We start from the raw sequence: 14,239 nt of genomic DNA, 5'->3' as shown, positions 1-14,239 counted from the left end.
TGCAGTTTCATTTGCAAATAATGTCGTTTTGAGCAGAACCTTATTTGCAAATAATGTGGTTTCAAAATCGCCTTGTTTGCAGTTTTAGCCCTGGATGTTTGCAGTTCGCTACAGCTATGGCTGTTCCTGCCCTGAAGGTTCTTAACAATTGCCAGCCTACCTAATAGTGAGCGTGTCATGCAGCTCAGTTCCGTAACAATACGACAATCTTTGTGTCGCAGGTTGTCGGAAGTGTAATTTTTCCATGACAGAGCCAATACTGAGCAATACGCCTGCTCAACACTGCCTCTCAATCACTTTGCTATGCAAGGATTGTGCCAACCCTAGTAAGAAATTAATTACTAGAATTTCTTAGTATTGTAGGTTTGTATAGCATTCTGTCTTAAATTAATTCGCTAACAGCACTCACTATACGAGTCGTAAATTTAAGGGTTGGTTTTTTCATCCGGTCTATACTGAGAACGATGTTTTGCAATCAATATCCTGATTTCGTTCCTAACTTCACGCCCTAACATGAAATTGGCATGGATTGGCTCTTGAAAGTCATCACCAATAAGATAAGGATTGCCTTCATTATCAAATGCGATTTTCAAGTCATCAGTTTTTATAAATGGCTCAAGTTCCTTCGTCAGATTGGAAAATGTGCTAAATACTTGCGCGACATCAACAGCCTTAGATATGGTATTCAATAGATATATACTCAATCACACCGAGAAAGAATTTTATCTTTATAAATGCACAAATAATCTAAATATTTTTTTGCCAAAAAAATTCAAAGAAATCACAGTTTTTCATGGAATTATTCAAAATGATTACAGTCTCACAACCAAGATTCAACGGACAATGCCCTTACTTGCTGAATCCTTACAAAGTCACTGTCGGCTGACACAACGCTAAGACCGTGTTGTAGCGCGATAGCAGCAATCCAGAGGTCATTTTCATCAAACCCCAGGTCTGTTACTTGAGTTTTTCTACGCTTGCTTTTTTCTTTAGGGCCAAATTGTCTCATCAAAGCAGCTTTGAGTTGACCGTAAATATTAGCCGTGTCCTCTGTAATACCGTAAATACGGATATCTTCCATAAATTCTGCCAAAGAAACAAGATTAGTTTCCTTCTGTGCAGAATTTTCCATCATGTATGTAAGTTCTCCTTGCACAATTACGCAAGTAGCGATGTTTAATTCTCCAACCTCAGTTATTCGACGAATAACGTTTGGTTCGCCAAGAATGATAGCACTACAGTGATTAGTATCTAGCAGGTACATTACTCAAAAGGATTCAAGTCATAATCGAATTTGGCTTTGCCACGAGTCGCGTAAACAGACTGAAGACACTCATCGAAGTCATCACCTGCCCAAGTGCCTGCATGTCTGAGGATGGAACGGCCAGAAGCTGGACGATAAGGTATTTGAGAATTGTCTGTCGAGTTTTCGTGTAGTTGATTTTGGGTATTAGAATCTGCTGCTTCTGGCTGAATATGTGGGTGTTGCGGCTCTTTTTCTCCTGCTGCTTGCTTAGTTTTCAAAAAGCGGAGAAAATCAAGCGTTTCTTCAAGGAGAGACTCTGGAGATGATTCAATTTCTTGGAGCAGGAGTTCTTTAATAGTCATATACTTAATCCTCTGCTAGTATGGCTTCCATTTGCATCAACAACTTCTCTAATCTTTTCTGTTTTTTTGGATCATCCCAGGCTTTGGCTTTTTGAAAACGATGGGTGATATCTTGCATCTTCTGCTTTAGGGATTTGGGTTCTTCCTTGGAAGGAAGGGCAGCTTTGATCTGCTCCCTAATTTGAGTCAGAGATAAATTTTGAGTTATTGCTTCTTCGAGTAATTCTTTTCTCTTGTCCTCATCCTTTAACCGAGCAATGGCTTGAGCCTTAGTGTAAGCAATTCTGCCCATTCGCAGTGCTAACAAAATTTCACTTGGTAAATTTAGTAGTGTTAGCCTAGTTGTAACGAAAGACTCCCAAGTAATAAATGCTAGGTTATCAAAAACAGCTTGAATTTGCTGGGATTCTGAACTAATCAAAACGTTTTGATTAGTATTACCAACCACTTCATTTCGCATCCGGTAAAGAAGAGAAGGAACCTGTGCCAAATCGATTTTAAGTTTAAGACTTAATAGTTGAAGAATTCCTTCTGTTTCTTCTACAGGGTTGAGATCCTCACGCTGTAGGTTTTCAATAATGGCTAGTTGAACTGCCTCATCATCGGTTAATTCTCTTACAGTTACAGGAATTGAAGTTAAGCCTGCTTCTTTTGCCGCCCGGTAACGTCGCTCTCCCGCTACTAATTCATACTGACCATTTTTTTGGGCAGGACGAACTAATAACGGTTCTAAAATTCCATGTGTGGAAATAGACTCCTTTAATTGTTGAAGCTTTTGAGGGTCAAAATAGCGGCGAGGTTGGTTTGACGAAAGAATGATTGAATCGATAGATATTTGATGAACATTGGATTCCGCAGCCTCAAATTTCCAATCATCTTTCAAGCTATTACGCCTTGCCATAACTCAAAGCCTCCTCGAAAAGCTGCTCATAATCCTTTGCAGCTTGAGATGCTGCATCACCAGGCATATTAAAAACGGTAGCAGATTGACCTGGTGCGTCAGCAATAACTTGTCGCTGGTAAATCACTTGCTTCAGTAAAGTCAGCCCTTGTGTTTGGGATAAAACCTCTTGGGCTTCCCTCAATAATACAGTTCCTTTTGAAGCTCGACTTAAAAACATTGCTGCTTTTGGAGTACCTTTGCGGATTTTCTGAGCTTGGTTGACCAAACGGACAATATCTTTAGTTGCTAATAGATCGAGATTTGAAGGCTGCACAGGCACTAATGCCAAATCAACACTCAGCAATACGGCTTTAGCTGTTTCGCCAAGCACGGCTGGAGAATCCACTATAACTGCATCATACTGTCCTGAGTACAGCGTAATTTGGTCAAATAGATCATCTGGATCATTGACAACTAAAGAAGGTAAGTTAAGCTTCTCTAGCCATTGACTGGAACTTGTTTGCCCATCCGAGTCAATAACTATAACATTATGCTCTCTTTGGGCTAACCAGTGTGCAAGATGGACTGCTGTTGTTGATTTTCCACAGCCACCCTTTCTGTTTAAAATACCAATTAACATTGATTCTGCCTAATAATTTTTAAGCTTTGCTTTGAGATTACTGCCATTAATTATGCTTTCCTTCGCTACTACATTCGCTTGGTTGACTCTAAGAGTCAACCAAGCGAATGCTGCGAAAAGAACTGTTATGAGTGATCGCTCCTACGGAACACCGTGTCCTTGAGCGTTGGTATGTGGAAAAACGAGCGGAAACAAAAGAACGCATAGCTCAAGCCATTAATGCTTTTATCAATGAATTAGTGTAGCTGGTGTAGTATCAATATTATTAACTTCTCGATGCTTTTGTGCTATTCCTGTAGTCAAACCTAAAGCTGTTTGCTTTATCACCTATGCAAGACTTCTCTGGTCAAAATCTGCGCGGTTACTCGTTTAAAGATCAAAACCTCATGGGTGCTAACTTTAATGGTGCAGATATACGAAGCACAAATTTTACTGATGCAAATCTTGTAGGAGCAAACTTCAGTAACGCTAAAGCTGGGTTACAGAAGCGGTGGACTGCTTTGCTACTTCTGATTTCATTTGTGCTAGCTGGGGTAACAGGATTTTTCTCTACTTTGACTGGGATACTTGTAAGTTATATATTCAGTTCTAGCCTAGAAAATCAAGTTGTTGGCTGGATTGCTTTCGCAGTATTAATTATTACCTTTACAGTTATAATTCGCAGAGGATTAAATCCTGCCTTCGCCGTCGCTGGAGCCGTCGCTGGAGCTTTCGCCTTCGCTGGAGCTTTCGCCTTCGCTGGAACCTTCGCCGTCGCATTTGCTTTCGCCGTCGCCGGAACCTTCACTGTTGCATTTGCTGGAACAGTCACCGGAATCTTCGCTGTTGCATTTGCTGGAACAGTCACCGGAACCTTCGCTGTTGCCATCGCCGGAGCCATCGCCGTCACATTTGCTATTGCCTTCGCCTTCGCCTTCGCCCTCTTCGCTGGAGCCGGAACCTTCGCCACTACCCTAGTATTCGCTGTTGCCGGAGCTTTATTCAGCATTTACGTTGGAGCGCAATCGTTACAAGGTTCGGAGAAATATGCTCTAATTCGCTCTTCCGCAATTGCTTTTGCTTCTTTTGGCGGCACAAGCTTCTACAACGCCAATTTAACCGACGCTAGTTTTACAGGAGCAATCCTTAAAAGTACAGATTTCAGAAAAGCAAACCTAACCCGCACCTGCTTTTATAAAACTAAAAAACTAGACCATGTTCGCCCTGGTGCAACTTATTTAAAACAACTGGAGCTACTTAAAGTACTGGTTACAGGTAACGGAGCAGATAAAAATTTTGACCGTCAAGATTTGCGAGGTGTTAATCTGCAAGGAGCGATTTTAACAGATGCAAGCTTTATTGGCGCTGATTTAAGCGAGGCTAATTTACAGGATACTGATTTATCCAGAGCTAGGTTAGTACAAACGCAACTAGACTCAACTGATTTTACAGGCGCAAACCTCACCGGAGCATATATTCAAGATTGGGGAATTACCAGCGATACCAAATTTGATGGTGTTCGCTGCGAATATGTTTATATGCGACTCCCCACAAGAAGAAATCCCGACCCAATGCGTAAACCAGATAATAGAGAAGAGGTATTTGGAGATGGGGAATTTGGTGATTTTATTAAACCAATTTTTGATACCCTCGACCTTTATCACAATCAGGGTGTTGACCCGCGTGCTATTGCGATTTCGTTTAAACAGTTAGCAGAAAATAACCCGGATGCGGAATTAGAAATTGTGGCGATAGAGAAACGGAGAAAAGATAATTTTTTACTTCGTGTTAAAACCACCGGTTTATCTGACCAGTCTGAATTAAGTACCGAGTATTTTGCTATTTACAACCAGCTAAAAACTCTGACAGAGCAAGAATTAAAACTATTGATAGTAGAAAAAGATATTCAAATTCGCAGATTAGAAAATATGATAGCAACGGCGCTTGAGCGCCCTAATTTTTATGCCGAAGGTGGAAATATATTTGTTGAAAATATAAATATTCAAGGAGGTGTAATTAATACTGGGGACATAGAGAATGTAGAAAGGATTGATAATATTCAAGATTTAAGTGGAAATATTGAAACAATTCAAACAGCAACCCTTGAAGGAAATAATGATTTTTATAATGCAGTTGAAGTCAAAATTATTAGAGGTAGTGGAATGGTGATGGGTAAATCAAGTGAGTTAGTTTTATTAATAACTAACTCTAAGGATAAACCAATAAATAATTTAGAAATTGAAATACAAGATTCAGCAGAATATGAAGTAATTAGTGATAATCAAGTTTTTTTATACAGATTAGAAGCAGAACAATCAGAAGAAGTGAATTTTTATCTAAAAATGAGTTTTTCAAAAGAAATTGCTGTCAATTATAAAGTTAACGGCAAATTAAAAAGACCGCCGCTATATATTAATTCAGTGCAAGATAATCCTTATATTTATGGAAGTCCCGTAGAAGGAGAGAAAGCTTTTTTTGGTAGAGAAAAAGAACTAGAACAGATTATACAAGCAGTAACTAAACCTACGAAGCAGGATATTCTTATTGTGGGTGAGAGACGTACAGGAAAAACTAGTTTACTCAATCAACTACAGAAACGATTGAATATACCTTTGGTTCCTGTATACGTCGTAATAAACATAAGTGAAGAAGCAACGACAGAAAGTATCCTTAAACTTATAATCAACGAGACTCTTAAGTACCTAGTTGAACAAAAAATTTTAAACAAGGATAAGCTAAAAGAATATTCTTCCCAGAATATTGATTTCATAAAAAATTATAAAGAAATTATCCGTACAGCAAAAGTTAACATATCAAATTTGAAAATTGTGTTGTTACTTGATGAAGCCGACTATTTATTAAAGGTAAAACAAAAAAAATCTAATACTATTGATGAGCGTATACAAAATATACTCAGGGCAGCACTTCAATCAAGTGAAATTGGTACCGATCTACGTGCTGTAGTTGCTGCAACAACAGAGTTATCAACTTATATTTCACAACATAGTTCACCATTCTATAACCATTTCCGCTTCGTTCATCTCAAGCCACTAACTGTTCAAGAAACACGAGAACTAATTGTTCAACCTGGTGCAATGCTAGGTTATTCTTATACGGACAAAGCTATTGAATATATTACTAAATTAAGTGGAGGACAGCCTTACTATACTCAAGCTATTTGCTATGAAGCTTTTGAAAATGCAGTGCAAGGAACACGAGATTATATAAGTGATGAAGATATATCTATTGCGGAGAAGAAAATAGTCGAAGATTTTTTTGATAGTTTTTTATCTGGTTTTTGGAATCGTTCCGATGAATTTGAGAAAACTTTTTTGATAGATTTAGCTCGTGCAAATCATAGTATCAATATTTCAAGAGTAAAAATAAAACGTTTATTAGATTGGCAACTGATAAGAGAAGATATTGAAGGAAATTACTTTTTATCTTCAGACCTCATCAAACAATGGATAATGATGGCATCAAGTAAATAATTAATATGCAAGTGACTTACACGATATCAACAGTTGATAGTCCGGAATACAAACGCTTAATTTGTGGACGGACAGACGATATAGCTAGGCTTCTTGATCATGTTCATCAGGGAAGAAGTATAGCATTATTTGGCGAAAGACGAATTGGAAAAAGTTCGTTACTATATGTGATAAGAGATATTATTAATAATCAAATTGATAGCTATAAAGATAGCTTGATTGATTTAAGCTTAAAAAATGCTATTCCTAGCTTCAGTTCAAAAGTATCTAATTATAAAGCTATATATTTAGATTTACAAGCTCTAAACAAGTCTGATTCTGAATCTTTCATGCAGTTTGTTAATGCAAAACTAAAGAATAATAATTTGCTAGATGAATCGTTAAATTCAAATGATTCTTTAAGTTTGCCTTTTTCAGACTTATTTAACAATGTCAATGATCAATTAAATGATGATAATAAGAGGCTGATTGTTTTAATAGATGAAGTAGAGGTTTTGCTGGAATTAAATGAGAGTAAACAAATTTTTAGAAATTTGCGAAGTGTAATTCAATCTTGTTATCGTATTTGCTTCGTAATTACCGGGGCAGATTACTGGCATAAAGAAATTAAGGATAAAACTTCGCCCATTGTCAACAATGTTCAAACTTTTTACTTAAAATCAGCAGCACGTTTTCCTGTAGAAAATTATTTAATAAAAGAACCATTAGAAAATTATTTAACTGGAATTGATATCAATCAAGTTACTAAAACTGTTATTGAATGGACTGAATGCAAACCTTGGTATGTACAGGCAGTATGTCAGACAGTTGTTGAAATTCATGCGGAGTATGGACAGCTACAAAATAATTGGCAAGCTTTGGCTATAAAGAGAGTAGAAGACTCTGTAGAAACAACTCTAAATAGATTTTATTCAAGTGACAATCCTGACAATATATCTCCCAAAATATTAGTTTTATTGGCTAACAAACCAAACTCAACAGTTAAACAAATAGCCCGTATGCTGAGTTCATCAGAAAAAGTAATTTGGGATAAAATAGACGATTTAGAATCTTTAGATAAAGTTCGTAAACAAGGCTCAGAGTATCGGATTGTCGGAACTATAATAGAGAAATGGGGACAGAAAACTAAAGATATTACTTTTGTTAAAAATCGTCACACTCAACTGATAAATGCTTTACCAAAATTTGCTTTTGCTATTGTCTTTTTGGTATTATCAGCAATAACGTACTTTTATGCTAATCCGCCTTTGCATACTTTTAATTGTAAGTTTAATGGCGGAGAGTTATTTGTTCAGATGCCATCTTTATTAGAAGAGAGTGAAAGTGGTGTTGCAAAAATTTTAATTCAAAATATCAGCAAAGCCAAGTTATCTTCTTTAAGTGCAACCTTCAATCCCAAAGATATTGAATACGAACGTGATGGAACTAGTCTAATAAAATTAGACTCTATTGAGGTAGGCGAAACAAAGTCTTTAAAATTGAACTTTATTTCTCGTCCATTAGTATCTGAAAAAACTTTTACCTCAGAAGTTGTAATATCTCATAATACTGCTAAATCTCCTAAAAAATGTTCTTTTAATATTTCTGTAAGATTACTTTCTATAAAAAAATACTGGGGATTGATAAGCCTTTTATTCGTTACTATCAGTGGATTCTTTGCTAAACCGGATTTGCCACAATTAATGATAAATTTGGTTTCTGGTTTGTTTAAGTCACAAGGTGAGAGCAAAAGCTAGTTTTTAACGATGCCAAATGAGCAGTGATACCGAAAGTTACGCTAAGGAATTGATGAGCCGCTTTCAATACTGCGATCGCCACGGATAACACTGTACCAATTGAAGTCTCTGAAATTTAGGAGCTTCAAACCCTTGCTGTACCGTATTAAATTGTTGCACCAAATAATTTAAGCTTCAATTGGCACAGCCAAAACAAGCTTTTTTGGTGATTTTCGGGGTAGAGAGTAATTTTATTTCTGTAATCCTTTTTTAGCAAGGCTTTCAGACTTTACGTGGCGGCTGGTGACAAGCTCGCTACTTTTACGCCTAATAAAGGGTTATTTTTACTAAATTTTACAAGGTTGCCCCTGGTTGCACGAACCTTCTATTTACGCCGATATGCAAGATGGGTTAGTAGTAGCTGATCAATTAGAGGTTGTAAATCCCTTTAAATAAAAATCTAAATTTAACAAATTAACATCTGTTAATTGACAATATAAGTATAATGTGAAGTTTTTATTGAGCTTTAATTAAGGCTTGAAATTGTTGATTATATCGAATTTTATCAAAATCAGAGTTGGTTGCTACCAACTGTTGATAATAGCCAGGATTAACATTGAAAACTTGTTGCAAGTTTTCCAATGCAAGCTCAACATTATCCTGTAAGGCATAACAGCAAGCTTTTCTGTAGTAAATTTCAAAAAATTTAGGTTCAATTTCAAGGCATATATCGTAGCTAGTAATCGCTTCTTGATAGTGATTTAAAGATACTAATGCACTACCTCGTAGAAACCAGACTAAATAGTTGTCAAGCTTCAAGTCAATAATTGTGTCAAAGCAGGCAATAGCTTCCTCATATCGCTTTAGTTCAACTAGTACACTGCCTTTATTAAATAAAGCTATACTATAATGCGGCTGAATTTCAATAGCTTTATCAAAACTACTAATTGCCTTTTCATAGCAATTTAAATACTGTAATGCTACACCTCGGTTACCCCAAGCTTGGTAGGAGTTGGGTTGAAGTTCCAAGGCTTTGTCATAGCTACAAATTGCCTCCTCATAGCGTTCTAAATTCAGTAGTGCTCCCGCTCGACCCTCCCAAGCTTCATGAAATCCTGGTTGAAGTTCTAAAGCATTGTCATAACTGCTAATTGCTTGTTCATATCGCTTCAACTTTTTCAGTGCTACACCTCTGTTGTTCCAAGTTACATGGTCATCTGCTTGAATTTCAAGAGCTGCGTCAAAGCTAGCTACTGCTTCCTCGTACCGTTGCAAATGATCGCACAACAGAACACCTTTAATACTCAAAACTTCATGAGAGTTTGGCTTGAGTTCAAGAGCACGTTCAAAGCTAGTAAATGCCTCCTCATAACGACCTAAGATATTGAATATAATTCCTTGATAATTCCAAACTTCGTAAGAATCAGGTTTAATTTCAAGAGCTTTGAAAAAGCTGCTTCTAGCTTTTTCATAATGACCTATCTTAAGTTGTGCCACACCTTGATTAGCCCAAGCCTCGTAATTGTCCAATCTTAAGTCAATGGCTTTGCTATAACTGGCAATTGCTTCTTCATAACGCTCTATATTTGCTAGTACAGCACCTCGCTTGATCCATACTTCATAAGAGTCCGGCTTAAATTGAAGGGCAAGCTCAAAGCTTTGAGCTGCTTCTTCATAACGCTTTAGTCCAAACAGTAAATCACCTCGGTAGTTACATACTTCATAGGAATTTGGTTGAATTTCCAAGGATTTGTCGTAGCTAACAAGTGCTTCCTCATAGCGACCTAAATTTTTTAACAACATTCCACGAAGATTCCAAGCTTCATAACTGTCTTGGATTTTTAGAGCTTCGTCTAAACTGACGATAGCTTCTTCATTGCGACCTAAGAGACAAAAAGTTGCACTTTGCTTATAATAAACATCGTAGAAGTCTGGTTTCATTTCTAAGGTATGCTCGAAACAGGAAAGTGCTTCCTCATAACGCTTCAAGTTAAGTAATATATTACCTTTCTGAAACCATGCTTCATATAAAGCTGAATTACATTTAAGAGCTTGGTCAAAACTGACAAGTGCTTCCTCTTCCCGACTTAACAAATGTAATACTGTACCTCGATTACCCCAAGCTTGAGAATAATCAGGTTTAATTTCGAGGGCACGGTCAATGCTAGCAAGCGCCTCCTGGTAGTTGCCTAATTTCAATAACGCAGCGCCTTGATTACCCCAAGCTCTATAATCATTAGTGTTGATTTTAATTGCACGCTCAAAGTTGGTTAAAGCATCTTCATAACTTTCCAATTGAAGTAGTACTGCTCCTCTTTCTATCCAGAATTGATGGTTTTCAGGCTGGATTTCAAGTGCTTTATCAAGATACAAACCTGCTTCTTGATAATGAGCTAATTTATACATTACTTGGCTTAAATCACACCAACCAGAGGCACAATTAGAGTCAATTTCTTGAGCTTTATTGTGACTGGCAATCGCTTCTTCATAACGTTCAAGCCGAAATAAGATAGTTCCGCGATTATGCCATACTGAATGGTTTTCTGAATTAATTTCTATAGCTTTATCATAACAAATTAGTGCTTCTTCATAACGCTGTAATTTTTTCAAAGCTAAACCACGTTCGTTCCAAACTAAGCAATCATCAGGTTTAATTTCTAGTGCTTTGTCGTAACTAGCAACTGCCTCTTGATAACGAGCTAACTTAGCTAATGCCTGACCTCGAAGACTCAAAACTAAGCAATCATCAGGTTCAATTTCTAGTGCTTTGTCACAACTAGCAATTGCTTCCTCAAAGTGACGTAATCTATATAAAGCAAAACTTCGGTAGTTCCAGCTTAGATAATCATCAGGTTTAATTTCTAGGGCTTTGTCGTAGTTAGCAATTGCCTCTTGATGTTGATTTAAGCCATCGAATACTCTGCCTCGACCATACCAAATTTCGTTGGCATCAGATTTAATTACTAAGGCTTTATCAAAATCAGAAAGTGCCTCTTCATAACGTTTTAGGTTAACTAAAATATCTCCTCGAATGACAAAAACTAAATGTTCATCAGAGTTGATTTCTAGTGCACGATTTATGCTGTTAAGTGCTTCCTCATTTCGATTTAATTTAATAAGCGCATTACTTCGATTAGCCCAAGTATAGAAGTCGTCTGGATTAATTTCAAGGGCACATTCATAGCTAGACAAAGCTTCTTCATACTGATTTAAGTTAAAATATAAATTGCCTAAATGAGTCCAACCTGAATAACAACTGTTTTCAATTTTCTGAGCTTTTTTAAGACTTTCGACAGCATCTTGATAACGGCATAACTTAACTAGCAAATTACCATAATTATGCCAAACAGAATGGATTTCAGAGTCAATTTCTAAAGCTTTTTCATAACAAAATATTGCTTCTCCATAACGATGTAATGACGAAAAAGCTAAAGCTTTGACTGACCATGCGAACCAAAAATCAGATTGAATTTCAAGAGCTAATTCAGCATTACTTATAGCCTCTTCATGCTCGTCTAATTTATTACTTAAAATCCAAGCTCGAAGACCTAATGTTGTATAAGAATCAGGTTGAATTTCGAGAGCCTTATCACAACTTGCAATTGCTTCTTGATAGTAACCTAAATCAGAGAAAGCAGAAGCTAATTTTTCTACAAAAAGATTATTAGTGAATGTATTATCAAGATTATCAACTATTTTTTCCGCCTGGCTTTTTGCTTTTATTAACCAGTCTTTTTTTTGGCTATTTGTGCAGCGTTTAGATTTATAAAAGAGAGCTACAAACTTAGCTAAACCTTCCAATATTTCAATTGGCTCTAGGCAGGCTTTTACAGCCAAATCTATTTGTGATTTTGAGAAATTATAATGAAGCTGAATTTCTCTATAATTAATTGTTTCTGCTTCTAAGATTGCTAAACCAGAATCAACTACTGGTTTGATGTTACTCAAGAACTTTCGTATTGCGTAGGGCAATAATGGTCGTTCAGGTATGTCCAATTCTATAACAACAGCTTGTATAGGAATTTTAACAATTTCATCTTGATTAAAATACTGTCCTTCAAATAGATGTAAAAGGAACTGACGTTGATAATCAGAACGACGAGCAAACAAAAGATGATAAAGAAATTCTACTCTATTTTTCCGCCAATCTGGATTTTCATATTTGGCAATTGGTGAGCTATCATAAGGAACAATTTCCTCGGATTGAGATTCAAAATAATCAGCTAAGTAGTTATGAATCTGCTGAAATTTTTCTGAATTATCTTGCCATAATGACAATTGAAACACATCCCGTGCTACATCATCCAACCTATAACAATGTTGAATACATTCAATAAATGTCTGCTGAATTAACCATTCAAAACAGTTCACTTTGTCATCAGTTGCTATTTGAAAATCTAATCCTTGTTGTTCTATTAAATTCTGAATCAGCTTTCGATCAAACCAACGACAACAAGACGCAAGTTGCACTACTCGCTTTTGAGTAGAATTGAGTCCTTGCAAGAGTAAGCTAACAATTTCCTGGTTACCTCGTGAAAAATCTACTTGGCGAGCCATTTTTTGCTGTTCTCGAATCCAGTTAAGGTAGTAAGGTAAACCTTTTGTAGCTTGGTAAATTTCTTGGAGTTTGCTTGAGGAATCAATAAAGTTAATATTTTCGAGATAAATTTTTGTCTGTTCAGGATCAAATCGTTCTAACTTCCGCTCAAAACTTACCTTATGATCTTGCTGAAGTTTTCGCCAACCCTCCCTATCAAACAAACGTTCACGTCCTGCAACTATTATAAGAATAGGGTGAGGTTTTAGGTTTGTATTAGCTAAAAACTTCCATAGCCATGTGTCAATATTAGAAGCAGCTTTTTCATAAGTGTCCAGTACCAAAACTATTGAACGTTTTTGCGATTTTTGAATTAGTCCTTGAGCAAAAGCTGCTGTTAATTGAGGCACGGGTTCAAGCATTAATTGTTGGAGTTTTTTATCCCCCTTTGTTGCTGAGTGCTGTTGTAGCAGTAGTTTAACATTATCCTTTACTGAGAAAATTTTAATATCTTCATGTTCTGATTTCTCCATTACCTGACTAGCAGTTGTAGCTATATGCTTAAACGCCATAGTCGTTTCAACTGGGTCAAAGCCGAAGCTGAGTAACTCTTTTAACTGCTTTATTTGTTCTGTATCAATTGCTAACTTACCCTCACAAGGTTGTGTTTGTAATTGCTGGAGTGTTTGTTCGTATAACCGATGTAGCGATAAAAACGGGTCATCTGAGGATAAATTTCCTTTCCCAACGGTATTGTCGAGTAAACCATTATACAACTTCGCCATTAAGCCGAGGGGAGAGTCAATTCCTACTGTCAGACCAAAGGAAACAAAAGAAAAGTCTGCTTGTTGACTGTAAGACTCTTGCAATTTTCTTATTAACCTTGACTTGCCAACTCCTCCAATTCCCCAAACGTGAAATAAGACGGGATAAGAAGTGGGTTGAATTAAGCTCTCAGCGAAAGTCTGCTGAAAGTCTACAGCTGATTGCCGCCAAATATAAGGTTCTGAGTCTTTGAGGGAAAGGCTAACACCCTGCGGTGAACTTTGGTTTTGGCTTTCATCTTCCGGATCAGATTCGCCGACTTGTCCAGCAAATATTTCTTTCCAATCTAGAGCTAGTTTTTTACAAATATCTATAAAGTACTGGCGATCTATAGAGCGACCATTAAAAAAACCACTAACAGTTGAGCGTCCTATCTCCAACTCTTCAGCTAGAGCTTTTTGTGTTAACCCATTACGGTTCAAAGCCTGCTTTGCTTTTGTAATTCCTTCTGAAGAACCTTTGAGAGATCGTCCTGCCATAATTTAGTCATACAGTCTGAGATTATTTTAAACCCTTGTAATCAAAGTCATACACAAACTCAAACACCAAAACATAAAGTCA

Annotated in this window: 8 protein-coding genes; 2 read left to right on the top strand and 6 right to left on the bottom strand. The window is 36.8% G+C overall.

The window, feature by feature from the left end:
• Window positions 1–425: 425 nt before the first annotated feature.
• From H6G28_RS33560 to H6G28_RS33540, 5 genes are all read right to left on the bottom strand, one after another.
• Window positions 426–689, bottom strand: a complete 264-nt coding sequence (locus H6G28_RS33560) for a hypothetical protein (RefSeq protein WP_190677425.1) — start codon at window positions 687–689, stop codon at window positions 426–428.
• A gap of 131 nt (window positions 690–820) precedes the next feature.
• Entirely contained in the window at window positions 821–1,264 is a 444-nt protein-coding gene (locus H6G28_RS33555; RefSeq protein WP_190677423.1) for a type II toxin-antitoxin system VapC family toxin, read from the bottom strand.
• Entirely contained in the window at window positions 1,264–1,608 is a 345-nt protein-coding gene (locus tag H6G28_RS33550) for a DUF2281 domain-containing protein (protein ID WP_190677421.1), read from the bottom strand. The genes H6G28_RS33555 and H6G28_RS33550 overlap by 1 nt, the downstream gene beginning before the upstream one ends.
• A gap of 4 nt (window positions 1,609–1,612) precedes the next feature.
• Complete coding sequence (locus H6G28_RS33545) at window positions 1,613–2,509, bottom strand: ParB/RepB/Spo0J family partition protein (protein ID WP_190677419.1); 897 nt, start codon at window positions 2,507–2,509, stop codon at window positions 1,613–1,615.
• On the bottom strand, window positions 2,496–3,131 hold the full coding sequence (locus tag H6G28_RS33540) for an AAA family ATPase (RefSeq protein ID WP_190677417.1): 636 nt from the start codon (window positions 3,129–3,131) through the stop codon (window positions 2,496–2,498). The genes H6G28_RS33545 and H6G28_RS33540 overlap by 14 nt, the downstream gene beginning before the upstream one ends.
• Before the next feature lie 329 nt (window positions 3,132–3,460).
• Between H6G28_RS33540 and H6G28_RS33535 the strand changes: the two genes are divergently transcribed.
• Window positions 3,461–6,601, top strand: a complete 3,141-nt coding sequence (locus tag H6G28_RS33535; protein ID WP_190677415.1) for a pentapeptide repeat-containing protein — start codon at window positions 3,461–3,463, stop codon at window positions 6,599–6,601.
• A 5-nt stretch (window positions 6,602–6,606) separates the two neighbouring features.
• Window positions 6,607–8,337, top strand: coding sequence for an AAA family ATPase (locus tag H6G28_RS33530; RefSeq protein WP_190677413.1), 1,731 nt, complete (start codon window positions 6,607–6,609; stop codon window positions 8,335–8,337).
• Between the two features lie 495 nt (window positions 8,338–8,832).
• Here the strand turns inward: H6G28_RS33530 and H6G28_RS33525 are convergent, their stop codons facing one another.
• Window positions 8,833–14,157, bottom strand: a complete 5,325-nt coding sequence (locus H6G28_RS33525) for a tetratricopeptide repeat protein (RefSeq protein ID WP_190677411.1) — start codon at window positions 14,155–14,157, stop codon at window positions 8,833–8,835.
• Between the last annotated feature and the right edge of the window lie 82 nt (window positions 14,158–14,239).

The sequence above is a fragment of the Nostoc sp. FACHB-190 genome (assembly GCF_014696905.1).
Lineage (GTDB): Bacteria > Cyanobacteriota > Cyanobacteriia > Cyanobacteriales > Nostocaceae > Nostoc_B.
Note: the sequence above shows the minus strand (reverse complement) of the source record. Positions and strands in the feature narration are given on the sequence as shown.

Excerpts from the sequence above, each read along its gene's own strand:
- H6G28_RS33555 (WP_190677423.1), bottom strand. The coding sequence starts at position 1,264 with ATGTACCTGCTAGATACTAATCACTGTAGTGCTATCATTCTTGGCGAA.
- H6G28_RS33550 (WP_190677421.1), bottom strand. The coding sequence starts at position 1,608 with ATGACTATTAAAGAACTCCTGCTCCAAGAAATTGAATCATCTCCAGAG.
- H6G28_RS33545 (WP_190677419.1), bottom strand. The coding sequence starts at position 2,509 with ATGGCAAGGCGTAATAGCTTGAAAGATGATTGGAAATTTGAGGCTGCG.
- H6G28_RS33540 (WP_190677417.1), bottom strand. The coding sequence starts at position 3,131 with ATGTTAATTGGTATTTTAAACAGAAAGGGTGGCTGTGGAAAATCAACA.
- H6G28_RS33535 (WP_190677415.1), top strand. The coding sequence starts at position 3,461 with ATGCAAGACTTCTCTGGTCAAAATCTGCGCGGTTACTCGTTTAAAGAT.
- H6G28_RS33530 (WP_190677413.1), top strand. The coding sequence starts at position 6,607 with ATGCAAGTGACTTACACGATATCAACAGTTGATAGTCCGGAATACAAA.
- H6G28_RS33525 (WP_190677411.1), bottom strand. The coding sequence starts at position 14,157 with ATGGCAGGACGATCTCTCAAAGGTTCTTCAGAAGGAATTACAAAAGCA.